This is a genomic window from Nonomuraea zeae, from assembly GCF_005889725.1.
Lineage (GTDB): Bacteria > Actinomycetota > Actinomycetes > Streptosporangiales > Streptosporangiaceae > Nonomuraea > Nonomuraea zeae.
Window position 1 is genome coordinate 1 of record NZ_VCKX01000183.1, and the last position, 25350, is coordinate 25350.

The window sequence follows — 25350 nt, forward strand, 5'->3', positions numbered from 1 at the left end:
GCAAGACGGCTCCCAGCATCAAGCTACAATTCGGCCTCAGCTGCGCCATGATTCACCGACGTCGGCGAGCGGCCCGGTCGGATTTTCCCACACGTGCCACGCCCCGAAGGGGCCTAGAAGTCTACAATGTAAAGGCGTCCGGTTTTTACGGACAAACCTCCCGGTCAACCACGCAACCCCGCGTTGAGGCGGGCGGCCTGTCGCGTGAGGTGATCGCGTTCCGGGAGGCTGGCGGCCGATCGGGCGGCCTCGGCGTAGAGCCGGGCCGCGGTCACCGGGTCACCGTCCCGCTCGTGCAGGTACGCCGCGACGGCCGTGTGGCGGGGCAGGGCGGGGTCGAGCTCCGCCAGGGCGGCCAGGCCCGCCCGTGGGCCGTCGGCCTCGCCGACCGCGACGGCCCGGTTGAGCCGGGCCACCGGGCTGCCGGTGAGGAGCACCAGCTCGTCGTACCACTCGACGATCTGCACCCAGTCGGTCTCCTCGGCCGTCTGGGCGTCGGCGTGCAGCGCGGCGATGGCGGCCTGGGCCTGGAACTCGCCGAGGCGGTCGCGGGCGAGGGCTTTCTGCAGGATGTCGACGCCTTCGGCGATCAGGCGGGTGTCCCACAGGCCGCGGTCCTGCTCGGCGAGGGACACGAGCCGGCCGCCGGGGCCGGTCCGTGCCGGGCGCCGGGCGTGGTGCAGCAGCATGAGCGCGAGCAGGCCCGCGACCTCCTCATGATGGGTCCTGGCCGCCAGCTGGCGGGTGAGGCGGATCGCCTCGGCGGCGAGGTCGACGTCGCCGGAGTAGCCCTCGTTGAAGACCAGATAGAGCACGCGCAGCACGGTGGCGACGTCACCGGGCTGGTTGAACCGGACGCCCGCGACGGTCCGCTTGGCCCGGCTGATCCGCTGGGCCATGGTCGCCTCCGGCACGAGGTAGGCGCGGGCGATCTGGCGCGTGGTCAGGCCGCCGACCGCGCGCAGGGTGAGCGCGACGGCCGAGGCCGGGGTCAGGGACGGGTGCGCGCACAGGAAGTACAGCCGGAGAGTGTCGTCCACCGCCTCGCCCACGCCGGGCGGGGGCTCGTCCTCGACGCGTGCCTCGCGGTGCCGCCGGGAGGTGTCGGCGCGGGCGGCGTCGAGGAACTTGCGCCAGGCCACGGTGACCAGCCAGCCCTTGGGGTCGTGCGGTGGATCGTCCGGCCACACGCGCACGGCCTCGACCAGGGCGTCCTGCACGGCGTCCTCGGCCGCCGCGAAGTCCGCTCCGCGGCGGCCGAGGACGCTGATCACCGTGGGCACCAGCTCCCGCAGCAGGGACTCGTTCACTCGGTGACCGTGGGCGGCTCGGCCAGGAAGGGGCGCACCTCGAGCCACTCGTGGATCGGCTTGCCGTTCGCGCCCGGAGCCGCGGACAGCTCGCCGGCCAGTTCGAGCGCCCGCTCGTAGGTCTCGACGTCGATCACCATCCAGCCGGCGATCAGGTCCTTGGTCTCCGCGAACGGGCCGTCGGTGACGGGCGGCCGTCCCTCGCCGTCGTAGCGGACGAACGTGCCCTCCGGGGAGAGCGCCTGGCCGTCGACGAACTCGCCGGTGCCCTCCAGGCGGTCGGCGAAGTCACGCATGTACTGCACGTGGGCCGTGACCTCCTCCGGCGTCCACTGGTCCATCGGCACGTCGTTGACCGCTGCCGGAGCGCCTCGGTAGTGCTTGAGGAGCAGGTATTTGGCCATCATGTTCTCCTTGTTGCGGTAGGCCCATTGTGGCCGTTCGCTCCAGGGACGAAGCTGCGGGCGGGTTCTCGACATCCCACCGCGACATTTTTCTGGAGAACTTCGGGGCTCAGCCGCGCCGGCGCTCTTCCCGCTGCTGGATCAGTTCCTCGACCGCGCTGGGCAGGGTCGTCTCGAAGTCGATCAGCTTGGCCCAGGTCGGGGTCACGACGATCCGGACCATGCCGTCGTGGTAGAGGGAACGCACCTCCGCCTCCCACTCGACGCGTTGCTCGGGCGTCATCTCGTAGGTGCTGGTCGTCTGGAGGTATTCGTCCGGGATGCCGTCGACGTAGTCCAGCTCGGCCCGGCCGCGGATGAACAAGATCTTGGGCGGGTGCGACTCGGTGTCGATGGTCAGGGCGACCATCGGGTTCTCGCTCAAGGCATGGAGCTTCGGAGCGTTCTTCGGCGTGCACGTGACGATCTCCGAGCCGTTCCAGGCGAAGATGATCGGGATGTTGCGGGGTGTGCCGTCCTTGGCGACGTAGGCCAGGCGGGTCACGTCGCGGGCCAGCAGTTCCTGGCTGAGCGGCCGGTTCAGAACCTCGGTGATCTCGTGGGGCTGCACGGTTGTTCCTCTCATTGTTGTTCCTGGCGAGCCGCGGCGTGTCCGAGCAAGTCCACTTTGGGTCCCGGGCCCGCCGGGGCATAGATGCGAATGTCACCGCGCGGGCGGTGGATTTCGCGGGTGAGCGCGGCGGCCACCCGCAGTCCTGGGCTGAGTGCCGCGGTGGCGGCGAGCGATGCCAGCGCCATCAGAGCCATCGCCACTCCTGCGGGCAGGTACTGCGCGGTCAGGCCGGCCAGCGTGGAGCCGACCGCCTGCATCGCCTTCATGCCGGTGGCCTGCAGGCCCAGCGCCTGGCCGCGGACCTCCTCGCCGACCAGCTCGATCAGGCGTTCCTGCAGCAGCAGCGTGGAGGCGAAGCCGATCGATGCCACCGCGGCGGCGCCGGCCGCGACGGGCGGGCTGAGCGGCAGCGCGAAGAGCAGGAACGGCAGTGCGAGAAGGAAGCGCAGCGGGGTGACGACGCGCCGCCGGGCCCGCGGAGGCAGGAAGCGCCCGGCGGCCAGGTCGCCGGACAGCATGCCGAGCGCCGCCGCGACGAACAGCGCCCCGGCGGCCTGTGGCGCGTAGGGCACGAACAGCGCCTCGCAGCCCACCACCAGGCCGTTGGGCACCCACATCGACAGGTAGACGGCCCGGCGGGCAGGGGTGGACAGCAGGTGCCGGTTGACCCGCCAGGTGACCGCGATGGAGGGGCGGCCGGCCACCCGGGGCGGGCGGGCGCTGAGTCCCAGCCGCAGGATCAGCGCCGCGCCGAATGCCAGGGCCGAACCGATGATCAGCGTCGTGCGCGGTGGTACGACCGCCAGCAGGAGGCCCCCGAGCGCGAAGCCGGCGATCTGCATCGCGCCGTTGGAGATGTTGAGCACGGAGCGGCCGAGCACGTAGCCGTCCCGCGGCACGATCTCGTTGAGCAGGCCGTAGCGGACGCCGCTGCCGAGCGAGGAGACCAGGCCCAGCGCCGAGATCACCGCGAACATCGCCCCCAGCGGCATGCCGGGCGTGGCCAGCGCCAGGCCGGCCGCGCCGCCGGCGAGCGCGACCAGCGCCAGTGCCGTACGTGGCCGCACCCGGTCGGCCACCGACAGGAGCGTGGTGGCTCCGATGAGCTCGGCGAACGACGGCCCGAACATGGCCAGTGCGGCCAGCAGCGGGGAGTCGGTGCGGGCGTACACCAGCGTGGCGAGCGCGAGCCCGGTCAGGGTGGTCGAGGCGACGTGCGCGCACGTGGCCACGAAGAGGGGGGTGAATTCGGGCACGCGAAACAGTTCCCGGTAGGTGCGCATAACCTGGCGATCTCCTTGCTCGTCCGTCCGCCTGGTCTCACCGTCCGAGCCTGTACCCGAGGCGGGGTATGCGTCTAATGCCACATTGGGCGAGGATTCATGGATAGTCTTAATGAATGCTGGATATCGTCCGGTTACGCGTTCTGGCAGCGGTCGCCGCGCACGGCTCGGTCACCGAAGCGGCCCGGGTGTTGCACTACTCGCAGCCCTCGATCAGCCACCATCTGGCCCGGCTGGAGGCGGCGACCGGGGCCAGGCTGATCCAGCGCGCCGGGCGCGGCATCCGGCTCACCCCCGAAGGCGAGCTGCTCGCCCGCCGCGCGGCGGAGATCATCGGCCGGGTGGACGCCGCGGGCGCCGAACTGGCCGCCCAGCTCGGGCTGCGGACGGGCCGGGTCCGCCTCGCGGCCTTCAGCTCGGCCCTGAGCGTCCTGGTCCCCCCGGCGGCCACGGCGCTGTCCCGGGCGTACCCGAACATCGAGCTCCACCTGGTCGACGCCCATCCCACGCTGGCGTCCCGTCAGCTGCGCGACGGTTCGGCCGACCTGGCGATCGTGCACCGCTACGACGACGTCGTGCCGGACGACGGCCTGCGCTACTCCTATCTGCTCGACGACCCGATGTACCTGCTCAGCCGGGACGCGGGGGCGACGCTCGAAGGCCACCGGGACTCGACGTGGATCGCGGGCTGCGAGAACTGCCGCGCCGAGCTGCTCCAGTTCTGCCAGGCCGCCGGGTTCAGCCCGCGCATCGCCTACACCAGTGATGACATCGTCGTCGAGCAGGCGTTCGTCGCGGCCGGGCTCGGGGTCACGACCATGCCCGGTCTCGCCCTGCGCTCGCACCATGCGGATGGGGTCGTCGCCAGCGAGCTGCCCGCCTTCCGGCGCCGGATCTACCTGGCGACGTTCGGCGAGCCGCCCGACCCGCCGGCGACGACCGCGTTCATCGATGCCCTGCGCACCGCCGTCGAGGCTCTCCGGCCGGTTCGGGCAGGAGGGTGAGGAGACCTCGCTCCTCCTGCTCGGCCGGGGTCGGTACGGGCGCGGCCGGATGTCGAGCTCCGGCTGGGTCCCGGCGTGCCTCTCGACGGTGAGTGACTGCGGGCGCACCGATCCGGTAGCCGTCGTCGTGGGGGATGAGCAGCTTCCCTTGCGCTTCTGTTATCGAAGCAGCATAGTGATTCTGAAATCGAAGCACTGGCGGATGGTGGGCCCAGGGAGGACGAATGCCGCGCATCGAGCCGCTCGAACCGCCGTACCCGGACCAGGTCGACCAGGCGCTGCGGCGGTGGATGCCTCCCGGCGCGGCGCACGAGCCGATCGCGCTGTTCCGGGTGCTGCACCGGTCGCCGGAGCTGGCCTCCCGCATGTTCGCGGTCGGGGCCGGGCTGCTCGGGCACGGCCTGCTGCCTGACACCGACCGCGAGACCGTGATCGCGCGGGTGACGGCGCGCGCCGGGTGCGGGTACGAATGGGGCGTGCACGCGGCCGCCTTCGCCGAGCGGGCCGGGCTCACGCCGGAGCAACTGCGCGCGACCACCGACGACGACCCGACGGCCGGCGCCGCCTGGTCGCCGCGGCAGGTGGCGCTGTTGCGCGCGGTCGACGAACTGCACGACGGCGCCCGGCTGTCGCCCGGCGCGTGGGAGGCGTTGCGCGACCATTACGAGGACGCGCAACTGCTGGAGTTCCTCGTGCTGACCGGCTGGTACCGGACCATCAGCTACCTGGCCAACGGTCTCCTGCTGGACGACGAGCCGTGGGCCACGCCCTTCCCCGGGCACCTTCCGCGATGACGGCCAGGACGCGCCGCAGGCCGACCGCCGGCGTCCAGGTCTCCACCGCGGGCCGGCGCCCATGAGCGGGCGCGGTCTCCCTGCGCTTCTTCACCGCCGAGGGCGAGCTCACCCCGGTCACGTTGACCTGCGCGAGCCCGAGCCGATCGAAGGCGACCTGGTCCTGCCCGCACTCGGCATCACCTCGGACACCCTCGCACCCGCCACCCGCGTCGCCTGCGACCGCCTGGGTCTCCTGGGCTGCTACGTCTACTCCGCACCGACGCCCACCGGCCGGGTGGCGGCCCGCATGGTCGCGCCGTCGATCGGCGTCGCCGAGGACGTCGCGAACGCCAACAGCACCGCTTGCCCGGCCGCGTACCTGGCCGGTCGGGGCATCGCCGAGCTCGCCGTCGACATGGGCGACTCCCTGGGCAGCCCCGCCACGATCACCGCCACCGCCCGGCCCGGCCCGTCCGGCCCGCTGATCCGCCTGGGCGGCACGGCGGAGGTCACGCGCATCATCCGCCTCCCGTGGCCGGCCGCCTTCCGCCGGTCCTTCGCGAGAGCCTGACACCCGGCCGCGGTCGGCCTCCGCCCCCGCACCGGCGGGGTGGCGCCGATCTCCTCGTGCCGGTCCCGCTCGTCAGGAGGGTCAGGGTTCGGTGTGGCGGTTGAGGCCGAGGGTGGCGATGAGGTCTTCGTGGAGCTCGAACCAGACACGGTGGCAGGAGTCGATGTCGGTCCGGTCCACCCAGGTGGACTCCCCGGCCTGGGCGCGCGCCAGGGCTGCGCTGAAGCGGGTGTCGTATCCGCGCAGCCTGGTGAGGACGTTGCCGAGCCGGTGCGCGAGCGGGGTGAGCGCGCGGTCGACGCAGGCGAGCTCGTGGAGGACCCCGGCGTCCCAAACCGGGTCGGAGTGGTCGTTGGGGGCGAGCCGATCGCCGGCGGTGGGGCGCAGCTGCCAGTCGGTGCACGCTTGCAGGAGGAGGGCGTTCAGCGGGAGGAACGCGCGGTAGGCGTCGCGGACCTCGTCGGCGCCGCCGGCGCCGGTGAGCTCGGCGGCGAGCCGGCGCTCGTTCTCGGCTCGGCCTGCTTCGGTCAGCGACCAGCCTCCGGTGCCGGCGAAGGCGGTGTGGCCGACCCATCCGCGTGCTTCGGCGTCGTGCAGCAGTTCTTTCGTCCGGGCCGCGTCGAGCCCGTACCGATGAGCGATCACCGGCGTGTCCGCGAAGCCGGTGATGCGGACGGCGTGCAGGACCAGCAGGTCGGGCGCGGAGTCCCGGGTCATGAGCCGGTGTCCTGCCGTGCGGTCAGCCGGGTGTAGTGCTGCTGGCACGCCTGCGGGGAGTTGAACCCCATCGCGTGGGCCATCTGCGCCCACGTCAGCCCCGCGCTGCGGGCCGTGAACAGCAGGGCGGTTTCGAGTCCTTCGACTTCGGCGTGGGCGGCGGGTAGGAGGGCGAGCGCGTGCAGGATGTCCTCGGGGGACAGGTCGGCGCTGCGCCAGACGGCGAACCGCGTGAGGTCGGCTGCCGACGGCGGGACGGACGCGGGCTGCCACGGGCGGGGGTCGAGCGCGTCCGCGCCCAGGCTCAGGAGGCGCCGGCGCGCGTCCTGTTCGCGGCGGGCCTGGGCGTGGTCGTCGTGCATGGAGTGAGCGAGGTCCTGCTTGCGTGGCATGCGACTCATGATCCACAATCGGCACGGCATCGTCAATATTTTGTTGAAGGGCGGGGTGGATGATCGTCCCCCTCATGGAGGCTGTCGCCGATACCTGCGGGGGCAAGGCCGGTGCGCTCGGCGCGCTGCTTCGCGCCGGTCTGCCGGTTCCGGACGGCTTCGTCGTCTCGTTCGGCGCGTACGCCGCCGCCGTCCGTGATCTGGACCTCGGGCGGTGCGGTGATGGTCCAGGTGATCCCGGCGCGGCGCGGGAGGCGATCGAGGCCCGCCCGGTGGACGCCGCCGTGGTCGCAGCGCTGGGACGCGCGCTCGACGGGCTCGGTGATCCGCCCGTGGCGGTGCGGTCGTCGGCGGCGGGTGAAGACACCGCTCTGGCGTCGGCGGCCGGTCAGCATGAGAGCTTTCTGGCCGTACGCGGGGTCGGCGAGGTCGCCGATGCCGTACGCGCCTGCTGGGCGTCGCTGTTCTCGCCGCGTGCCATCGGCTACCGGGCTGCCGCCGGCGGCGACGACCGGCTTTCCGGGGATCTCGTGATGGCCGTCATCGTCCAGCGTCATCTGGATGCCGAGGTGGCCGGGGTCATGTTCACGCCCGCCGGTCCGGACGACGTGACGCGGATCGAGGCGTCCTGGGGGCTCGGTCCCAGTGTCGTCGGGGGCACGGTCACGCCGGACGCCTACCGGGTCGCCGGGGACGGCTCGGTCACCCGCGCCGTCGCGGACAAACGCTCCCGCCTCGACCGGCAGGGCACGCGGCTCGTCGTCCGGGACGTGCCTGCCGATGCGCGGGAGCGACCGGCCATCGACGACGCGACCGCGCTGCGGCTGGCGGAGCTGGGCGGGGAGATCGCCGCCGTGTTCGGCGGGCCGCAGGACGTCGAGTGGGCGATCGTGGACGGGCGTATCTGGGTGCTGCAGGCACGGCCGGTCACCGCCGCGCCCCCGCCGCCGGCCTCGCCTTCCGGAGCGTCGGGCACCTCGGCCGCCCTGCTCACCGGGACGCCGGGCAGTCGCGGGACCGTGACCGGTAGCGCGAGGATCGTCCGGGGTCCCGGCGACTTCGCGCGGGTGCGTCCGGGCGACATCCTCGTCTGCCCCTTCACCGACCCCGCGTGGACGCCGCTGCTGCGGATCGCGGGCGGCGTCGTCACCGAGACCGGAGGCGTGCTGTCACATGCCGCGATCGTCGCCCGCGAGCAGGCCATCCCCGCCGTCCTCGGCATCCCGAACGCGACGAGCAGCCTCCACGACGGCACCGTCATCACCGTCGACGGCACCGCAGGCATCGTCACTGCGGCCGACGCCTGAATGAGCCCGGTCCGAGCGAGCCTGGTCCGAGTGAGCCCGGTCCGAGTGAGCCCGGTCCGAGTGAGCCCGGTCCGAGCGAGCCCGGTCCGAGCGAGCCCGGTCCGAGCGAGCCCGGTCCGAGCGAGCCCGGTCCCAGTGCTACTGGTCGAAGGCTCGGGCGGCTGACCCGGCAGGCGTACCTACCTATGAGATGGACAGGAGACGAGAGGGGCGGGGCCGCAGGGGCGCCGCGTCCCGATAAATCATGACAACACGACACCTCTACCTCGCCCGCCACGGCGCGGCCGACGCGTTCGGGGAGCTGACCGGCGTCGGGCGCCGGCAGGCGGGCCTGCTGGGCGAACGGCTCGCCGGCCTACCGGTCGACGCCGTCTGGCACTCTCCGCTGTCACGGGCGGTGGCGAGCGCGCACGAGCTCGCCCGGCACCTGCCGGACGTGCCCGTGGCCGAGGCCGCCGAACTCACCGACCACGTGCCCTACGTTCCCGCTACGGCCGAGACGCCCCCGTCCTGGGCCGGCTTCTTCGACGGTTACGACGAGGCCGAGGCCGCCTCGGGCCGGCGGCTCGCCGAGGCGCTGGTCGCCCGGTTCGCGAAGGTTCCCGGCACGACCTCGACCGGGCCCCGGTCCGACACGCACGAGGTCCTGGTGACGCATGCCTATCAGATCGCGTGGCTGGTGCGGCACGCGCTGGACGCGCCGCCGTCGCGATGGCTCGGGCTGAACAGCGGCAACACCGCGCTGACGGTCATCGAGTACCGCGACGGCCTGCGGCCCACGGTCGTGATGTTCAACGACATGAGCCATCTCCCGCCCGACCTGCGCTGGACCGGGTTCCCCGCCGGGCTGAGGCCGTAGCGCGAAAAGGTCGGCCGGGGGAGCGCCGGCGGCGCGTGCCTCACAGGGTGCTCCAGGAGGCACGTGCCGGCGGGCGCCTGGCCCCCGGCCACGGTGTTCATCGGTCATCGACCGCGTTCATCGGCGCAGTCCCAAGCGGGCGATGAGGCGTCGATAACGCTCGATGTCGGTCTTGCGGAGATAGCCGAGCAGCCGCCGCCGGCGGCCGTTGAGCATCTGCAGCCCGCGCCGGCTGTGGTGATCGAGCTGGTGCGTCTTCAGATGCTCGGTGATGTCGGCGATCCGGTAGGTGAGCAGCGCGATCTGAACCTCTGGCGAACCGGTGTCGCCCTCGAAGGTGGCGTACTGCTCGATGATCGCTTGTTTGCGTGTGGCCTCGAGCGCCATGATCTCCCCTAGGAGTCCGGTCAGCGCGCGAGTCAAGCCGCACCGGCTTACCGGCAGGCGGGCACGTCCACGCTGACCACGTTCTCTTTGCTGTCTTCGGTCAGATCGGCGGACATGACGGCTCCTTCCCCTCGCCGTGCGGCCCCTGCCGGGCCAGGGCGCACGCTACCAGCGTGAGCGGCGGCGAATCGACCCGATTTCGGCCTCAGGGACTTTGGGCCCTCGGCGGCACCGACCTCCGGCCCTGGGGGAAATCCGCGTGAGCAGGTCGGATGGGAGGAGACGAAGGAGGACATCATGATCATTGTGGGAGTGGACGGCTCGGTGACCTCGCGTGCCGCCGTCGAATGGGCCGCCAACGACGCTCTCCGCATGCGGGTGCCGCTGCGGATCGTGCACGCCGTGGACCGATCCTGGTACCAGATCGGCAAATTCCCCATCGGCGCCTTGCCCGACACGCTGCTGAGTGAGGGACGGCGGATCCTGCGCGAGGCGCTGGCCCTGGTCCACGAGCGCCAGCCCGCGGTCGAGGTCACGGTGCAGGACGTCGAGGGCGAGCCCGCCCTGGTCCTGCGCGACCAGGCGAAGGACGCCACCGAGGTCGTCGTCGGCAGCCGGGGTCTGGGCGGCTTCGCCGGCGCGCTGCTGGGGTCGGTGAGCACGCACGTGGCGGGGCACGCCCGCTGCCCGGTCGTCGTGGTACGCGGTGAGCGCCGGCCGGTGCCGTACGGCGAGGTGGTGGTGGGGGTGGACGACTCCGCGGAATGCGAGCCCGCCCTGGCCTACGCCTTCGAGCAGGCGAAACTGCGGGGCAGCACGCTGCGGGTCGTGCACGCCTGGCAGCTACCCGTGCACGTCTACGCCCCCGAGATCGTGTACGACATGGACGAGATCCGGACGGCGCAGCACCAGGTCGTCCGCGACCGGCTGGCGGTCTTCGCCCCGGACTACCCGCAGGTGACGGTCATCGAGGAGGCTCCCGTCGCGCATCCGGTGGCCGCGCTGACCGAGGCGTCCGGCCGGGCGGACCTGCTGGTGGTGGGCTCGCACGGGCGCGGCGCCGTGGGGTCGGCGCTGCTCGGCTCGGTCAGCCGCGGGGTGCTGCACCACGCCGCCTGCCCGGTGGCCGTCGTACGCGCCTGAGGACTTTGGACCCTGGCATCCGGGACGTTCGCCGCTGCCGGGGCCCGCCGATCTGGAGGAGCGTCAGAGGCGGAAGCGAGGAGGAGACCATGTCGATCGAGGTCAAGGACGTCATGGGACGGGTGGCCATCGCGGTGCTGGAGGACGCGTCATTCGCCGACATCGTGGCGGCGATGAAGCGGTACGCGGTGGGGGCGGTGACCGTGGTGGACGCGGATCGGCGGCCGGTGGGCGTGGTGTCGGAGGACGACCTGCTGCTCAAGGAGATCGACACGATCCGGCATACGGTGTCGATGTTCGAGTCCGGCAGGCAGCGGCGCGAGCACGAGAAGGCCGCGGGCGTGCGGGCGGCGCAGCTCATGACGTCCCCGGCGATCACCGTCACGCCCGGGACCTCCGTACGTGACGCGGCCCGCCTCATGCACGGCAAGCGGATCAAGCAGGTCCCCGTGATCGACCCGGCCACCGGCCGGATCGTCGGGACGCTGCACCAGCGAGACGTGCTGCGCGTCTTCGCCCGCCCGGCCGCCGAGCTGGAGGCGGACGTCAGAGCCGTGCTCACGCACCCGGAGGCGTTCACCATCCGGATCGACCAGGGCGTGGTGACCGTCGCCGGACGGGTGGAGCGCAGATCTGAGGCGGTCGCGCTCGTCGAGGCGGTCCGTGCGGTCGAGGGCGTCGTCGACGTGGTGGCCGAGGTGGCCGCCGGCAAGGACGACCTCGTCGTCGTCCCTCCGCTGCTCTAGGGAACCCCTCCGGGCGGCGTGACCCGCTCGGCATCAAGCCGGCCGGTCTACAGGACGTTCACCGGTCGTCTCCCGTGCCGGCGAAGGGCTCCAGCCCCACCTCCCCGGCCGGCGGGCCCGAGGTCACCAGCCGCAGCGCCGTCTCCCGGTGCCGCGCGCTGGCCGGGGGCAGGGTGGCGGTCACCGCCGCCACGACGTCGGTGTACGGCGAGCCCTCCTCCTCCAGAGCCGTACGCAGCAGCTCCAGACCGGCGCGGCTCTCCTGCAGCAGGCGGACGGCCTGCTTGACGGCGCCGCGGCCGGACAGCTCGCAGACCACCGCCACATGGTCGGGCAGTTCGCCGTCGGCGAGCTCGAAGCCCCCGGCGCGCAGCGCGTGCTTGAAACGCAGCAGGGCCGCGCCGCGCTCGCGGGTCTCGCCGTAGGCGTAGTAGGTCAGGTAGGGGCTGCAGCGGCGTTCGACGTCGAACATCGCCACGTAGTGGGCGGCTAGCGCGGCCGGCAGGGTGACGTCCAGGTGGCGCAGGAAGGCGGCGAGCCGCCGGCGTACCTCGCCGTAGGGGAGGGTGGCCACCGCCTCGGTCAGCAGCGGCCGGGCCTCGTCCAGGGCGTGGTCGGGGTAGCTGAGGAGGACTGAGGCCACGAAATGGGCGGTGCGCAGCTGGTGCTCGTTGAGGGTGGTCAAGGGTGCTTCCTTTCGTTCTTGCGGGGGAACAGCCATGGCGGTGCCCATTTCACCTTCCTCGCCATCACGTTCCATGGCCGCCATCGCATCGCCTCACGTGCGCCGCCACCTAGGGACGAAAGTCCTTGCCGATGAGGACCTTCGGGCACCCCTGCCCGCGGACGTCGCGTCCGAGCCGGGCACGTGACGCGACAGGAAGGGACCTTTGGCCCTATTTATCCCTGCTGTCGATGCTCCAGGCTGAGGCGGTGATTATCACCACGACAGGCGGTCCGGTGGCATGACCGGCCGTGACCTCAAGGAACTGTCCGCGGAGGACTCTCTCCGGCTGCTGGCCAGCGTGCCGCTCGGGCGGGTCGTGTTCACCCGTCACGCGCTCCCGGCCGTACGGCCGGTGAACCATATCGTCGCCCGCGGGCAGATCGTCATCCGCTCCAGCCCGGGCACCGTCCTGAGCGCGGAGCTCGCCGCGTTCGAGACCGTGGTGGCCTTCGAAGCCGACGATCTGGACGTCGAGCAGCGCCTGGGCTGGAGCGTGGTGGTCACGGGCGTCGCCCGGCTGGTGGAGGATCCGGGGGAGGTGGCCCGCTACAAGGCGATCCTCCGCCCGTGGGTGGCGGGGGAGATGGAGCAGGTGATCCGCATCCGTCCGGAGATCATCACCGGTTTCGAGCTGGTGCCCGCTCCCGTCCCGGGCGAGACGCGCACGAACGATCGCGGATGAGCGACGGTCGCACGGCGTCGCCGTCGCGGGGACGCACGTCTTTTCGGACCGAGCACGGAGCCATGGTGTCCTGGTGCGACACTGATCGATGTGGAGAGTGAGCATCGTCCGTTGATGCCGCAGATGCGGCTTGATGAGTTGCTGGCCGAGCTGCAGGTACGCCTGAACGCCGTCCTGGCCACCCGGGACCGGGTGCACGCGCTGCTCGAAGCGGTGGTCTCGGTGGGCAGCGACCTGGATCTGGAGACCGTGCTGCGCAGGATCGTGGAGACCGCGACCCGGCTCGTGGACGCCAGCTACGGCGCGCTCGGCGTGGTCGGCCAGGACAGCACGCTGCTGCAGTTCATCCCGGTGGGACTGAGCGAGGAGGAGATCGCCCGCATCGAGCACTGGCCGCACGGGCTGGGCCTGCTGGGCCTGCTGATCAAGGACGCCCGCCCGCTGCGGCTCAGCCGCATCTCCGACCACCCCGAGTCCTACGGCTTCCCGCCCGGCCACCCGCCCATGGGCACCTTCCTCGGCGTCCCGGTACGGGTGCGCGACGAGGTGTTCGGCAACCTCTACCTCACCGAGAAACGCGGCGGCGGCGACTTCGACGAGGAGGACGAGGCCATCGTGATCGCGCTGGCCACCGCCGCCGGCGTCGCCGTGGAGAACGCCCGCCTGTACGAGGTCTCACGGCGGCGCGAGACCTGGCTGGAGGCCTCCTCCGAGGTGACCACGAGCCTGCTGTCGGGCGCGGACCCGGGTCAGGTGCTGACCGTGGTGGCCGCCCGCGCCCGTGAGATGAGCGACGCCGACTTGGTCCAGGTGCTGCTGCCCGAGCCGGCAGGGCAGGCCCTCGTGGTGGAGATCGCCGAGGGCGAGGGCGCGGAGGAGCTGACCGGCGTCGCCTTCGACGTGTCGGACACGCTCGCGGGCGAGGTGTTCACCCGGGGGGAGCCCATGGCCGCGACGGACCTGCAGAGCGCCCCGTACCCCGACTCGCTGCTCCCGCGGCTGGGCTACGGGCCCGGGCTCATGGTCCCGCTGGGGAAGGCGCCCGGCGTGCGCGGGGTGCTCTCGGTGACCAAGCGCAGCGGGCGCCTGCCGTTCAGCACGGCGGATCAGCAGATGCTGCACGCCTTCGCCGGCCAGGCGGCGATCGCGCTGGAGCTGGCCGAGACGCGCCGCGACGCCGAACGGCTCGGCCTGCTGGAGGACCGCGACCGCATCGCCAAGGACCTGCACGACGTGGTCATCCAGCGGCTGTTCGCGACCGCGATGACGCTGATGAGCACGGTACGGCTGGTGGAGCGGCCGGAGGCGTCCAAGCGGCTGCAGCACGCGATCGACGAGCTGGACGGCACGATCCGGCAGATCCGCTCGTCCATCTTCGCCCTCCAGGGCCCTCTTGAGGGTGCCGCGCCCAGCCTGCGCGGACAGATCGTCGACCTGGTCGAAGGCGCCGGCAGCCACCTGGGCTTCATGCCCGGGCTGCGGATGGAAGGACAGATCGACACCCTCGTGCCCGAATCCGTGGCCGAGCACCTGCTCGCGGTGCTGCGCGAGGCCCTGTCCAACGTGGTCCGCCACTCCCACGCCAGCCGGGCGGAGGTCTCCATCGAGGTCGCCGACACCGGTCTCGTCCTCATCGTGACGGACAACGGCGCCGGCCTCGGGGAGGCCGGGCGCCGCAGCGGCCTGCGCAACATCGAGGAACGGGCCGCCCGGCTGGCCGGCACGGCGGAGCTGGAGGTTCCCGAAGGGGGAGGCACCCGGCTGCGCTGGCAGGTCCCCCTATAAGACCGGAGGCGGGGGCGGGCCCAGGGCGCCCGCCGCAGCCGGGCGCCCTTCAGGCGGTCCGGGACGCGTCGTGCCCGCTGCGCCGCCGGGAGCGGGCCAGCGCCAGCCCGCCGACGACCACGCTGATCAGCCCCACCACCAGGGCCACGAAGCCCCCGACGATCCCGTAGCCGGTGCCGGGCCCACCCTTGGCGGCGGCCACGACCAGCCCGCCGATGACCATGCCGGCCGGCCCCGCCACCAGGGCCACCACGGCCCCGTTGCGGCCGGTGCCGGTGCCGGTCCGGGTGCGGAAACGGCCGGCGGAGCGGGCCAGCGCCAGCCCGCCGGCGACCACGCCGGCCAGCCCCAGCAGCGCGGCCACCAGGGACCAGATACGCCCGGAGGTCAGGGCGTAGGCGCCGGCGGGGTCCAGCTGGACCGAGACGCGCGCGGCCGCCGGGGCGGCGAACGCGATACCGCCGGTCAGGGTGGCCGCGGCCACCGTAAGCACAGATCGGGCTGACATGAGGTGCTCCTTCTCCTCCTACGACTGGACGCCGCCATCATGTCCACCGGACCCGCCTTTGGTCGTCCGGCTGACGACGGCAATCCGCCCTGCCGCGCTCGCCGCAGCCGGCTACCACCGCCGCCGCAGGAGCCGCGGGACTACCGCGGGCGCGGTAGCCGGCCGATCATCCACCCGCGGGATCCGCCCGCGCGGACATCCGGCTAGGGTGCGCGCATGAGGACAGGACGGTCCGGCATCCCGGCCGGACTCGGAGACTGGGTGATCGCCGCCGGCGTGGCGGCGGCGCTGCTGGTCACGGGGCTGTCCGGGCAGAGCTCCGCGACCTCCCTCGACCTGCTCGGATACGCGCTGCTGGCCGGTGGCGGCCTGGTGCTGGCCGCGCGCCGCCGGGCGCCGGTCGCCGTCCTGGCCGTGACCGGGCTGTTCGCGGTCGGATATCAGGCGGCCGGATTCGACGTGCCCGCCGTCGCGTACCTGTTCGCGGTCTACGCCGCCGTACGGGCGGGACACCGCGCCGTCACGGTGGCGGCGAGTGTGATCATGCTGGCCCTGCTCCCTCTCGCGGCCCTGGCCTCGGGCCTGCACGACACGGGCGAGGCGTTCGCGCAGGCCCGGGGCGCCCTCGAGCTGGCCTGGCTGATCGCGGCCGGCGCCGCGGGCGAGGCGCTGCGGCAGGCCGAGCGGCGGGCGGAGGAAGCCGAGCGCACCCGCGAGGAGACCGCGCGCCGGCGCGCGGACGAGGAGCGGCTGCACATCGCGCGGGAGCTGCACGACTCGCTCACCCACCAGATCTCGATCATCAAGGTGCAGGCCGAGGTCGCCGTGCACGTGGCCCGCAAGCGGGGCGAGCAGCCGCCGGAGGCCCTGCTGGCGATCCGCGAGGCCGGCCGCGAGGCGGCCCGCGAGCTGCGCGCGACCCTGGAGGCGCTGCGCGAGGACGACCCGGCCCCGCCGCGCGGGCTCGACCATGTGGCCGAGCTGGTGGAACGGGCCCGAAGCGGCGGCCTGGACGCGACGCTGACGATCGAGGGGCAACGGCACGACGTGCCGGCCGAGGTGGACCGGACCGCCTACCGCATCGTTCAGGAGTCGCTCACCAACGTCGCCCGGCACGCGGCCGCCGTCACCGCCTCGGTCCGGATCGACTACCGCCCCGACGCCCTGGTCATCCGGGTCGATGACGACGGCAAGGCCACGCCGGACACCGAGCCGGTGCCCGGCGTCGGGCTGCTCGGCATGCGCGAACGCGTCACCGCCCTCGGCGGGCGGCTGCGGGCGGCGCCGCGCGGCGAGGGCGGCTTCACCGTCCAGGCCGAGCTGCCCGTGAGCCGGACGCCGTGATCCGGGTCGTGCTGGTCGACGACCAGCCGCTGCTGCGCAGCGGATTCCGTGCGCTGCTCGATCTCGAGGACGACATCGAGGTGGTGGCCGAGGCCGGGGACGGGCTGCAGGGCCTGGCCCTCGTCAGGCGGCACCTGCCCGACATCGCGCTCATCGACATCCAGATGCCGGTCCTCGACGGCATCGAGGCGACCCGGCGCATCGCCGCGGACCCCGCCCTGGCCGGGGTGCACGTCGTCATCCTGACCAACTACGGCCTGGACGAGTACGTCTTCAACGCGCTGCGCGCCGGCGCGGCCGGGTTCCTCGTCAAGGACATCGTGCCGGAAGACTTCCTGCACGCCGTACGCGTCGCCGCGCGCGGTGACGCGCTGCTCGCGCCGTCGATCACCCGCAGGCTGATCGACCGGTACGTCACCCAGCCGCTCCACACCGGGGCCGGCACGGGGCTGGAGGAGCTGACCAATCGCGAGCGCGAGGCCGTCGCCCTGGTCGCGCAGGGCCTGTCCAACGACCAGATCGCCGGCCGCATGGCGATCAGCCCGATGACCGCGAAAACCCACATCAACCGGGCCATGACCAAGCTCCATGCCCGCGACCGCGCCCAGCTCGTCGTGCTCGCCTACGAATCCGGCCTGGTGACCCCGGGCCGCTCCTGACGCCATCCGGCGGCTTTTACGCGCGCCGGTCAGGTTTCCTCATGGCCGCGGTTCGGCAGACATATCCGGTCCGGAGCGAATACGGTGGCCCATTGACGATCGGCCACGCCTGCAAGCCTTCCGGAGTCCCTTCTTGCGTACCGCAGCGGCAATCCTCTCCTTCGTGCTCGCCTTCACCCTCCTGCCCGTCCACCCGGCCATCGCCCCGGCCTCCGCTGCGGCGGCCACCGCCTCGACGCTGCCGGGCGGCAGGTCCACCTATGTCGTCTCGCAAGGTCATCTGAAGACCTCCTCCCAGCAGAACTGGGTACGCCTGGGCAGCTACCGCTTCGCCGCGAACGGCACCGTGAGCGCCTCCATGTACCTGTGGTGGCAGCGTCACCCCCAGGCCAGGCAGCGCACCGGCACCGTCCCCGACCCGAGCTGCACCACCAAGGCGGGCGGCGCCGCGTCCAAGCCCCGGGGCTGCGAGGTGCTCACCGCCGGGGGCTTCACCGGCGCCCCCGACGAGAGCCGCACCGGGACGTACACGGTGGCGGGCGACGTGCTCACCATCCGGTGGAAGATCGCCCAGACGTGGACGGAGCAGTGGTACGTGCGGCCCGCCCTCGACGGCAAGCTGGCCCGCCTCGACCTCAAGCGGAGCACGCTGGCCACGCACGGGTACGGCTACGGCAGCAACGCCGCGATCGGCACCCGCCGCGCGATGACCTCGGTGAAGGCGTTCCCCGGCTCGCTCAGGCAGGACCTGACGAGCTGGGCGAGCGGCAAGCTCGTCACCTCCCGCGACCAGCCGTTCGGCCACTCGGCCTTCCGCGCCTGCGCCGCCACCACCTCGTGCCTGACCTACCTGCAGCCGTCCTCGCGCGGCGCGTGCCAGAAATCGGGCGGCTGCCCCAAGTACGGTGGCGGGACGCGCCCCAACGTCAGCTCCATCCAGTACTACCTCACGATGATCTCCAAGTCCGACCGCCGCGACACGCTCTGGCACTGGTGCACCTGCCTGGCGATGGAGCGCGGCGAGTTCTGCTACACCGGCAACTCCCACGTCAAACCGCTCATGCAGATCATCGACGACACGGGGGCCTTCCGCGGCTGGGTGGGCGCGGAGGCGTCCTTCTCGACCGGTTCGCGGGCGACGGACATGCTGGCGGTGCTGCGCATCTCCAACTTCCGCTGACCGGCCCGCGGCCCGGACTCCCGGCACTGACCACGGCGCGCGGGTCGTGGGAGGAGCGATGCGCGATCGCGGAGGCCGTACTGGCCCGGCGGGGCGACGCCGGCCGGGCCGTCGACCCGGAGGTCGCCTTCTCCTGGAGACAGATGGTGGCCAGCCGGGGGCGGGTACGCGTCGAACGGCTGGTCGCCGAGCTCGGATGGAGCCGCAAGCGCCGGTGGTCCCGCTTCCGCGCCCAGGTCGGCCTTACGCCCAAGCGGGTCGCCCGGCTCATCCGCTTCGACCACGCGGCCCACCGTCTCGTCACCGGCCACGGCGCCGCCTCGGTGGCGGCGGAGAGCGGCTACGCCGACCAGTCCCACCTGCACCGAGACGTCATGGCCTGCTCCGGGATGACGCCGGTCGCGGTCGCGGCCTCGCCGTTCCTCGCGATCGACGATGTCGCCTGGCCCCCGGGGCGCGGCTAGCCGCGCGCAGCCGGCCGATCGCCGCTGCCGCACAGGCGCAGAGTGCTGTGCAGGCACAGAGCCGCCGCCTCGGCCGGGGTGAGGCGCCCGGCGGCGACCTCCGCCGCGGCGGCGTGCTGGAGCCCGATGACGGCGGCGGCGAGCCAGGCGGCGGAAGGTGACCCGTCGAGGTCGCCCGTGCGCTGGCCGCGCCGGATGAGCCGTTCGAGCCGCGGGGGCACGACGTCGTGAGGGTCGTTGCTCTTGGGCCGGTAGATCTGGGCCACAGCGGGGTTGAACAGGAGCGGGTAGCGGCGGAGGAACTGCCAGCCGGCGTCGAGGAACCGGGCCAGCGCGTCGGCGGGCGGGGCGGTGTCGAGGCCGGCGGCATCGAGCAGGGCGGTGTACTCGGCGGCCGCGGCCTCGATGAGGGCGGCCATGAGGGCGTCGCGTGAGGGGAAGTGCGCGTAGACGGTCTGGCGGGTGACACCGGCCGTGGTGGCGATCTCCTCCATGCTGGCGTCGGGTTGCTCGCCGAGCACGATGCGGGCCGCGTTGAGGATGGCGTCGATGCTGCGCCGGGCGTCGGAGCGCCGGGCGCGGGCGGGCGGGGCGGTGTCGAGTGCGTCAGCCATCGCAGCGATGCTATCCGCTCCGCAACAACCTTGACAACTCGTAAGAGATACAGAACTCTGACAGCATGTCAAAGAACAGCACGGGCCGGGATGGGCCGGCGATCGAGGCGTACGGCCTGATCAAGATCTACGGCGAGCACCGGGCGCTGGACGGGATCGACCTCACGGTCCGGCGCGGCCAGGTGTTCGGGTTCCTCGGCCCCAACGGAGCGGGCAAGACCACCACGATCCGCATCCTGGCCACCCTGACCCGGCCCGACGGCGGCACCGCCCGCGTCCTCGGTCACGACGTGATCAGCGAGCGGGACGCGATCCGGGCCCGGGTGGCGGTGACCGGCCAGTTCGCCGCCTTGGACGAGGACCTGACCGGGTACGAGAACGTGATCATCCTCGGCCGCCTCCAGGGCCTGTCCCGCGCCGCCGGCAAGCAGCGAGCCGATGACCTGCTCGCCGCCTTCGACCTGACCGGCGCGGCCGGCCGCCCGGTGGGCGGATACTCGGGCGGGATGCGCCGCAGGCTGGACATCGCGGCCAGCCTGATCGTGCCCCCCGACCTGCTGTTCCTCGACGAGCCGACCACCGGGCTCGACCCGCGCAGCCGTAATCAGGTGTGGGAGCTGGTCCGCCGGATCGCCGCGGCCGGCACCACGGTGCTGCTCACCACCCAATACCTTGAGGAGGCCGACCAGCTCGCCGAGCAGATCGCGGTCATCGACCACGGCCGGATCGTGGCCGAAGGCACCAGCGCCCAGCTCAAGTCCCGCGTCGGCTCGGGCACCCTGCACGTCCGGCTCCTCGACGGCGAGCAGCGTCCGCGAGCGCAACAGGTCCTGGCCGCCGCGTTGCAGGGGACGGTGCATCTCGCCGCCGACCCGCTCGCCCTGTCCATGCTCCTGGCCGCCCCGGCTGACGCGACCGACGTGGGCCGGCTGGTCGGGCAGGCCATGACCCGGCTGGCCGACGCCCGGGTGGCGGTCGCCGAGGTCACTCTCGGCCAGCCCAGCCTGGACGAGGCCTTCCTCGCCCTGACCGGCCACCCGGCCGGCCCCGCCCCCACCGATCACGAGGACGTGAACGCATGAGCACCCCGGCCGCCGTCGCGCGCCCCGCCGAGGCGCGGGCCCACCAGATCGACATCGTGCTCGCCGCGAGCCGGCCACGCCGCCGGGCCGGAGCCCTCACCGCCTCCGCGACCTTCGGCCGGCGGGCCATGCTCAAGATCAAGCACGACCCCAAACAGCTCGTGGACTCGATCGCCATCCCGATCCTGTTCACCGTGCTGTTCACCTACCTCTTCGGCGGCGCGGTCAGCGGCTCGTCCGCCGGCTACCTCACGTTCCTCCTGCCCGGCACGCTCAGCATGAGCATCGCCATCGTCACCATGTACGGCGGTGCCCGCCTCGCCCAGGACGTGACCACCGGAGCCTTCGACCGCTTCCGCTCCCTGCCGGTCTGGCGCGGCGCCTTCGTGCTCGGCGGCCTGCTCAGCGACGCCGCCCGTTACCTGTTCGCGTCCGCCGTCGTGGTGGTCCTCGGGCTGATCATGGGCTATCGGCCCGAAGGCGGCGTGGCGGGGGTGACCGCCGCGACGGCTCTGATCGTCGCGTTCGGGCTGTCGCTGTCCCTGCTGTGGGCCACGGTCGCCCTGCTCGTGCCCGACCCGGCCGTGGTCATCAGCATCGCCAACGTCGTGCTGATGCCGCTCTCGTTCGCCAGCAACATCTTCGTCGAGCCACGCACCATGCCCGGCTGGCTCCAGGCCTTCGTCGAGGTCAACCCGCTCAGCCACGTCGCGACCGCGGCCAGGGGCCTGATGAACGGCACCGGCGGCACCGGCGGATCCGTCACCTGGTCGCTCATCGCGACCGCCGCCATCACCGCGGTGTGCGCGCCGCTCGCCCTCCACCTCTACAGCAGGCGGGGCTGACGCGCGTCGAGCCGGGCCGGCGCACCGACGATGGGACTTTCGTCCCTTTCGGCTGGTCCGCCGCTCGGATAGCGTCGCCATCATGATTCGTGTGTTCCTGCTCGACGATCACGAGATCGTCCGCCGCGGTGTGGCTGCTCTGCTGGACTCCGAGGACGACATCGAGGTCATCGGCGAGGCGGGGACGGCCGAGTCCGCGATCGCCCGCATCCCGGCACTCAAGCCCGACGTGGCGGTGCTCGACGTGCGGCTGCCCGACGGCAACGGCGTGGACGTCTGCCGGGAAGTACGCTCCAGGCTGCCCGGCCTGGCGTGCCTGATGCTGACCTCGTTCGCCGACGACGACGCGCTGTTCGACGCGGTGATGGCGGGAGCGGCCGGCTACGTGCTCAAGCAGATCCACGGATCCGATCTGGTCGGCGCCGTCCGCACGGTCGCCGCCGGCCAGTCGCTGCTCGACCCGCAGACGACCGCCGCCATGCTGCAACGGCTGCGCGACCAGGCCGCCAGGAAGGACCCGCTGGCCGCCCTGACCGACCAGGAGCGCCACATCCTCGACCTCATCGGCGAGGGGCTGACCAACCGGCAGATCGGCGAGCAGATGTTCCTGGCCGAGAAGACCGTCAAGAACTACGTCTCCAACCTGCTGTCCAAGCTCGACATGCAGCGCCGCACCCAGGCCGCCGCCCTGGCCGCCCGGCTGCGCGCCGGCCGGCGGGACTGACGGGCGCCGGCCCCTGAGCCGGCGGGACCCCGGCCCCTGAGCGACAGGACCCAGGCCCCTGAGCGACGCGACCCCGGCCGCCCGCTCACTCCACGACGTCGGACACCGGACGGCGGGGCATCTCCTTGGCGTCGAACGTGACACCAAACCTCATGATCATCTGAGGGTACTCGCCCGCGCAGAGCTCCTGCCGCAGGAACTCGCGCAGCAGGTCCATCTCCAGCGCCTGGGTGTGGAAGGCGGCGCTGACGCCGTGCGCGGAGGCGTGCAGCAGAGCGTGCTGCAGCGCCTGACCGGCGGCGATCCACTCCTCGCGGCTGTCGCCCGCCGTGGTCAGCACGGCCACCACGCCGATCGCCGCCGCGCTCTGCTCGCCGGCCCCGCCCCAACCGTGCCGCCAGGAGTAGTGCCGCTGCGGGAAGTGCGGCTCCGTCGGCGCGGCCTCCTGCGGGTACCCCTCGGCGGGCACCCCGTCGGTACGGGCGCTGCCGGGCGGCCGCGCCCAGCGGATGACCTCCAGGTTGAACCGCTGGTCCTGCATCTGCACACCCTGCGCCGCCTGGGTGAGCGCGGCCAGCACGTTCACCGCGTCCGCGGAGCGTACCGGCGTCAGCATGGCGCCCTCGCTCATGGCCGCCCTGACCAGCGACTCGATCAGCCTGTCCGGCACCGGCACGTCGGCGAAGCCGGCCCGGTGGGTGCGGCGCCGCTCGATCTCGGCGCCGAGCAGCCGCGTCGGCTCGTCGGCCTCGACCTGCGCGCCGGCCTTGATCGTGGCCAGCAGCGCCGGCCGGTCGGGATCGGGGAGGACGCGCACCAGCGGCTCGTAACCCTCGCAGCGCATCGCGGTCCGCATCGTGAACAGGGCAGCGCCACAGCTGATCAGCAGCTCCCGGCCCGCGGCGTCGCTCACCGCCAGCTTCCTGCCGACGTCGGCGCGCAGGCTGATCTCCTCGCCGGAAAGGGCGAAGGTCCAGGGCTGGGTGTTGTGCACGGACGGCGCCCAGCGCCCCGCCTCCACCACCGCGTCCAGCACCTGTTTCGCTGATCGGGTGCTCATGGTCCACCTCCAGAGTCGATGAGCTCAGCGCATCACGCCGGGGGCCGTCTCGCGAAGCCGCGACCCCGGCGTGTCCCGTCAGCGGTCAACCGCGCCATCCGCCCGGTCACCGGCCGCGGCGGCATGCTGCAGATTCTCCATGCTCCTGACGAGGGCGAGGTAGGCGGCCGTCAGCGCGCGTACCTGCTCCTCCAGACCGTCGACCCGCTTCCTCAGGGTCGCCAGATCCGCCTCGACCACCGACGTCTCCATGATCACGCGTCCACCGATCATGATGGGTTCACCTCCATGGCACCGTTGGAGCCCATGGTGAACGCCGGGCGGGAGGCCGGGATAGCGGCAAACGTCCCCGGCCGAAGGGACCAATGACCCTACGCCCGGGGCGACGCGCGCCACGAAGATGAACGAGGACACCCGCCGAGGCGCACGAGGTCCCCATCCTCAGCGGCGGCACCATCCGGCAGCGGATCGATTCGCAGTGACCGGCAGTCACCAGGTCCTGATCGCCCCAGGACGGCCGATCCGGCTGTGCGGGCGGAACCGCCCACCGCCCGGCGGGTGTCCTCGCGTCCTCCCCGGGGGCATGGGCACCGCTCGGCAGGTCCTCCACGGTGGCCGCAACGGCCCTGACCGGCCGGGCCGCCGTGCCCTCGTTCGCCTGCGCGCTCACGGACGTGTCAGCAGGTTTGCAGCTCTTCCGCGGGGCGGCGCGGGCTGCGGGCCACGTACGGCCCGTAGCCGAAGCGGATGATCATTTGCGGGTGGCCGCGGCGGTGGCCGGGGTCGCGACGCCGGCGCATGTCCCGCAGGTCCAGCGGCTGGTTCAGGAACGACGCCGACACGTCGTGCTTGGCGGCGACCAGCAGCACCCGCTGCAACGCCTGGCCTGCCGTCAGCCAGTCGAGGGGCCCATCGCTCATCGTGGTCAGCGCAGCGAGCTGCGGATGTTCCTCGAACCGGGCCTCGCCGACCTGCCGTCCGAAGTCCCTGACGGGGTAAGGACCCTTCGGGGCCCGCGGCCCGTGGGTGTAACTGGGCATGCCGTCCGACCGTGCGCCCGGTATCGTCCAGGCGGCCAGCTCGGCGCGGTATTCGTGGTCACGAGCGAGCTCGTCCTCGGCGATGGCGGCGTAGTCGAGCAGGTCGGTCGTCGCGTTGCGGTCGAGGGGGAGCAGGGTGGCGCCCTCGCGTGCGGCGGCGCGCCGGAGCTCGGCCAGCACCGCTGGGGGCAGCCGGCGGCTGGTGAAGGGCCGGCGACTGGTGCGGCGCACGGGGATGAGGTCGTACAGCTCGCGGTGCTCGTCCGGAACGGGCGACGTCTCGCCCACGCGTACGGCCGCCAGCAGGTCCGGCTCCTCCTCGGGTGACGGCAGCAGCCACAGCATCGGCCGCTGCCCGGCCGTGCGGATCGCCAGACGCAGGTTGAACAGGGCCGCACCGCAGCTCACGTACTGGTTGCGCCCACGCGGATCGCTGATCCGCAGCCGCCGGTCGGGATCGGCGAACAGCTCTACGCACTCCCGGCGGACCACATGGAAACGCCACGGCTGGGTGTTGAGCACCGATGGGGCCTGACCGGCCGCCACCAGCAGCCGCCGGACGCCGAGCTCGGTAGCGAGTGAAGCGGACATCACACACCTCCTGCGACCGACGCTGCCGCTCCGGCTCGGGGTGCCGTGAGTGCCGAACGACCCGGCCGCGGCGGCCGAAGGTCCCTCGTCCGGCAGCGGGACCGTACGACGCTACGCAGGCGCATGCTGAGAGGACCAAGGTCCCGTCGCCGAGGGCCGTACGGCACTGAACGCGGGCGGCCGGAATCGCTGTGATGGAGGTGCACAAGGACATACGGCACAGCAGAAAGGGAGGCCCGCCATGGCCACTACCATCAGCAAGCCCGCGATGGACACCGGCGTCGGCAAGGCGGCGCGGACCCCTGTCGACTACGTCTGGGCGGCCGCCCGGATCGCGATCGGCTGGATCTTCCTGTGGGCGTTCCTGGACAAGACGTTCGGCTGGGGTTTCGCCACTCCGGCCAATCGGGCCTGGATCGAGGGCGGCAGCCCGACGACCGGGTTCCTCAAGGGCACCGGCGAGAACGCGCTGGGTGGCTTCTTCTCCGGCCTGGCCGGGCAGGGGTGGGTGGACTGGCTGTTCATGGCCGGCC

At 72.5% G+C, this 25350-nt stretch carries 29 protein-coding genes and 1 pseudogene; 17 read left to right on the forward strand and 13 right to left on the reverse strand.

Features of this window, described 5'->3' with window-relative positions; all coding sequences use genetic code 11:
- Window positions 1-164 precede the first annotated feature (164 nt).
- The 4 genes from ETD85_RS40915 to ETD85_RS40930 form a co-directional block, all read right to left on the reverse strand.
- On the reverse strand, window positions 165-1310 hold the full coding sequence (locus tag ETD85_RS40915) for an RNA polymerase sigma factor (RefSeq protein ID WP_138695212.1): 1146 nt from the start codon (window positions 1308-1310) through the stop codon (window positions 165-167).
- The gene (locus ETD85_RS40920; RefSeq protein WP_138695236.1) at window positions 1307-1714 is read right to left on the reverse strand and encodes a YciI family protein; all 408 of its coding nucleotides are present in this window, start codon (window positions 1712-1714) and stop codon (window positions 1307-1309) included. The genes ETD85_RS40915 and ETD85_RS40920 overlap by 4 nt, the downstream gene beginning before the upstream one ends.
- Window positions 1715-1823: 109 nt before the next feature.
- Window positions 1824-2339, reverse strand: coding sequence for a pyridoxamine 5'-phosphate oxidase family protein (locus tag ETD85_RS40925; RefSeq protein WP_240779753.1), 516 nt, complete (start codon window positions 2337-2339; stop codon window positions 1824-1826).
- On the reverse strand, window positions 2336-3583 hold the full coding sequence (locus ETD85_RS40930) for an MFS transporter (protein WP_138695213.1): 1248 nt from the start codon (window positions 3581-3583) through the stop codon (window positions 2336-2338). Before ETD85_RS40930 ends, ETD85_RS40925 begins: the two co-directional genes overlap by 4 nt.
- A 143-nt stretch (window positions 3584-3726) precedes the next feature.
- Between ETD85_RS40930 and ETD85_RS40935 the strand changes: the two genes are divergently transcribed.
- From ETD85_RS40935 to ETD85_RS40945, 3 genes are all read left to right on the forward strand, one after another.
- Window positions 3727-4614, forward strand: a complete 888-nt coding sequence (locus ETD85_RS40935; RefSeq protein WP_138695214.1) for a LysR family transcriptional regulator — start codon at window positions 3727-3729, stop codon at window positions 4612-4614.
- Window positions 4615-4838: 224 nt separating this feature from the next.
- Window positions 4839-5408, forward strand: coding sequence for a carboxymuconolactone decarboxylase family protein (locus tag ETD85_RS40940; RefSeq protein WP_138695215.1), 570 nt, complete (start codon window positions 4839-4841; stop codon window positions 5406-5408).
- A gap of 61 nt (window positions 5409-5469) precedes the next feature.
- A complete protein-coding gene (locus ETD85_RS40945) occupies window positions 5470-5961 on the forward strand; it encodes a PhzF family phenazine biosynthesis protein (RefSeq protein ID WP_206059170.1) in 492 nt (163 codons plus the stop codon).
- An 81-nt stretch (window positions 5962-6042) separates the two neighbouring features.
- Here ETD85_RS40945 and ETD85_RS40950 read toward each other — a convergent pair whose 3' ends face one another.
- A complete protein-coding gene (locus ETD85_RS40950) occupies window positions 6043-6678 on the reverse strand; it encodes a transcriptional regulator (RefSeq protein WP_138695216.1) in 636 nt (211 codons plus the stop codon).
- Complete coding sequence (locus tag ETD85_RS40955; RefSeq protein ID WP_138695217.1) at window positions 6675-7070, reverse strand: DNA-binding protein; 396 nt, start codon at window positions 7068-7070, stop codon at window positions 6675-6677. Before ETD85_RS40955 ends, ETD85_RS40950 begins: the two co-directional genes overlap by 4 nt.
- A gap of 74 nt (window positions 7071-7144) precedes the next feature.
- Here ETD85_RS40955 and ETD85_RS40960 point away from each other — a divergent pair, with 74 nt between their 5' ends.
- Window positions 7145-8377: a PEP/pyruvate-binding domain-containing protein gene (locus ETD85_RS40960; protein WP_240779754.1), complete on the forward strand. Its 1233-nt coding sequence runs from the start codon at window positions 7145-7147 to the stop codon at window positions 8375-8377.
- 244 nt (window positions 8378-8621) lie between these two features.
- Complete coding sequence (locus ETD85_RS40970) at window positions 8622-9236, forward strand: histidine phosphatase family protein (protein WP_138695219.1); 615 nt, start codon at window positions 8622-8624, stop codon at window positions 9234-9236.
- A gap of 117 nt (window positions 9237-9353) precedes the next feature.
- Here ETD85_RS40970 and rpsO read toward each other — a convergent pair whose 3' ends face one another.
- Window positions 9354-9623, reverse strand: a complete 270-nt coding sequence (rpsO, locus tag ETD85_RS40975) for a 30S ribosomal protein S15 (RefSeq protein WP_138695220.1) — start codon at window positions 9621-9623, stop codon at window positions 9354-9356.
- 297 nt (window positions 9624-9920) lie between these two features.
- Here rpsO and ETD85_RS40980 point away from each other — a divergent pair, with 297 nt between their 5' ends.
- Window positions 9921-10766, forward strand: a complete 846-nt coding sequence (locus ETD85_RS40980) for a universal stress protein (protein ID WP_138695221.1) — start codon at window positions 9921-9923, stop codon at window positions 10764-10766.
- 89 nt (window positions 10767-10855) lie between these two features.
- Window positions 10856-11512 (forward strand): CBS domain-containing protein, encoded by a 657-nt coding sequence (locus tag ETD85_RS40985; protein WP_138695222.1) that lies wholly within the window; start codon window positions 10856-10858, stop codon window positions 11510-11512.
- A gap of 58 nt (window positions 11513-11570) precedes the next feature.
- Here the strand turns inward: ETD85_RS40985 and narJ are convergent, their stop codons facing one another.
- Window positions 11571-12197 (reverse strand): nitrate reductase molybdenum cofactor assembly chaperone, encoded by a 627-nt coding sequence (gene narJ, locus ETD85_RS40990; RefSeq protein WP_138695223.1) that lies wholly within the window; start codon window positions 12195-12197, stop codon window positions 11571-11573.
- 280 nt (window positions 12198-12477) lie between these two features.
- Between narJ and ETD85_RS40995 the strand changes: the two genes are divergently transcribed.
- Both ETD85_RS40995 and ETD85_RS41000 read left to right on the forward strand, forming a co-directional pair.
- Entirely contained in the window at window positions 12478-12921 is a 444-nt protein-coding gene (locus ETD85_RS40995) for a pyridoxamine 5'-phosphate oxidase family protein (RefSeq protein WP_138695224.1), read from the forward strand.
- A gap of 114 nt (window positions 12922-13035) precedes the next feature.
- Entirely contained in the window at window positions 13036-14706 is a 1671-nt protein-coding gene (locus ETD85_RS41000; protein ID WP_138695225.1) for a sensor histidine kinase, read from the forward strand.
- Between the two features lie 49 nt (window positions 14707-14755).
- On the opposite strand, the gene ETD85_RS41005 is transcribed toward ETD85_RS41000, so the two are convergent.
- Window positions 14756-15214 carry a DUF6223 family protein gene (locus ETD85_RS41005; protein ID WP_138695226.1) on the reverse strand — a complete coding sequence of 153 codons (459 nt, stop codon included), beginning with the start codon at window positions 15212-15214 and terminating at the stop codon, window positions 14756-14758.
- Between the two features lie 216 nt (window positions 15215-15430).
- Here ETD85_RS41005 and ETD85_RS41010 point away from each other — a divergent pair, with 216 nt between their 5' ends.
- The 4 genes from ETD85_RS41010 (at window position 15431) to ETD85_RS66175 (ending at window position 18861) form a co-directional block, all read left to right on the forward strand.
- Entirely contained in the window at window positions 15431-16558 is a 1128-nt protein-coding gene (locus ETD85_RS41010) for a sensor histidine kinase (RefSeq protein WP_138695227.1), read from the forward strand.
- The gene (locus ETD85_RS41015; protein ID WP_138695228.1) at window positions 16555-17217 is read left to right on the forward strand and encodes a response regulator; all 663 of its coding nucleotides are present in this window, start codon (window positions 16555-16557) and stop codon (window positions 17215-17217) included. The genes ETD85_RS41010 and ETD85_RS41015 overlap by 4 nt, the downstream gene beginning before the upstream one ends.
- 163 nt (window positions 17218-17380) lie before the next feature.
- On the forward strand, window positions 17381-18397 hold the full coding sequence (locus ETD85_RS66170) for a hypothetical protein (RefSeq protein ID WP_240779755.1): 1017 nt from the start codon (window positions 17381-17383) through the stop codon (window positions 18395-18397).
- A gap of 143 nt (window positions 18398-18540) precedes the next feature.
- Window positions 18541-18861, forward strand: a complete 321-nt coding sequence (locus tag ETD85_RS66175) for a helix-turn-helix domain-containing protein (RefSeq protein ID WP_240779756.1) — start codon at window positions 18541-18543, stop codon at window positions 18859-18861.
- Here the strand turns inward: ETD85_RS66175 and ETD85_RS41025 are convergent.
- Window positions 18858-19475, reverse strand: a complete 618-nt coding sequence (locus ETD85_RS41025; RefSeq protein ID WP_138695229.1) for a TetR/AcrR family transcriptional regulator — start codon at window positions 19473-19475, stop codon at window positions 18858-18860. The two genes, ETD85_RS66175 and ETD85_RS41025, sit on opposite strands and share 4 nt — an antisense overlap.
- Window positions 19476-19540: 65 nt before the next feature.
- Between ETD85_RS41025 and ETD85_RS41030 the strand changes: the two genes are divergently transcribed.
- From ETD85_RS41030 to ETD85_RS41040, 3 genes are all read left to right on the forward strand, one after another.
- Window positions 19541-20557 (forward strand): ATP-binding cassette domain-containing protein, encoded by a 1017-nt coding sequence (locus ETD85_RS41030; RefSeq protein WP_138695230.1) that lies wholly within the window; start codon window positions 19541-19543, stop codon window positions 20555-20557.
- Window positions 20554-21402: an ABC transporter permease gene (locus ETD85_RS41035; RefSeq protein ID WP_138695231.1), complete on the forward strand. Its 849-nt coding sequence runs from the start codon at window positions 20554-20556 to the stop codon at window positions 21400-21402. The genes ETD85_RS41030 and ETD85_RS41035 overlap by 4 nt, the downstream gene beginning before the upstream one ends.
- An 82-nt stretch (window positions 21403-21484) precedes the next feature.
- Window positions 21485-22126: a response regulator transcription factor gene (locus ETD85_RS41040; protein WP_138695232.1), complete on the forward strand. Its 642-nt coding sequence runs from the start codon at window positions 21485-21487 to the stop codon at window positions 22124-22126.
- A gap of 85 nt (window positions 22127-22211) precedes the next feature.
- Here the strand turns inward: ETD85_RS41040 and ETD85_RS41045 are convergent, their stop codons facing one another.
- From ETD85_RS41045 to ETD85_RS41055, 3 genes are all read right to left on the reverse strand, one after another.
- The gene (locus ETD85_RS41045; protein ID WP_138695233.1) at window positions 22212-23186 is read right to left on the reverse strand and encodes an Acg family FMN-binding oxidoreductase; all 975 of its coding nucleotides are present in this window, start codon (window positions 23184-23186) and stop codon (window positions 22212-22214) included.
- A 78-nt stretch (window positions 23187-23264) separates the two neighbouring features.
- Window positions 23265-23459, reverse strand: coding sequence for a hypothetical protein (locus ETD85_RS41050; RefSeq protein ID WP_138695234.1), 195 nt, complete (start codon window positions 23457-23459; stop codon window positions 23265-23267).
- 404 nt (window positions 23460-23863) lie between these two features.
- On the reverse strand, window positions 23864-24817 hold the full coding sequence (locus ETD85_RS41055) for an Acg family FMN-binding oxidoreductase (RefSeq protein ID WP_138695235.1): 954 nt from the start codon (window positions 24815-24817) through the stop codon (window positions 23864-23866).
- A 241-nt stretch (window positions 24818-25058) separates the two neighbouring features.
- On the opposite strand from ETD85_RS41055, the pseudogene ETD85_RS41060 reads away from it, so the two are divergent.
- A pseudogene (locus tag ETD85_RS41060) lies at window positions 25059-25350 on the forward strand (hypothetical protein); the annotation flags it as partial.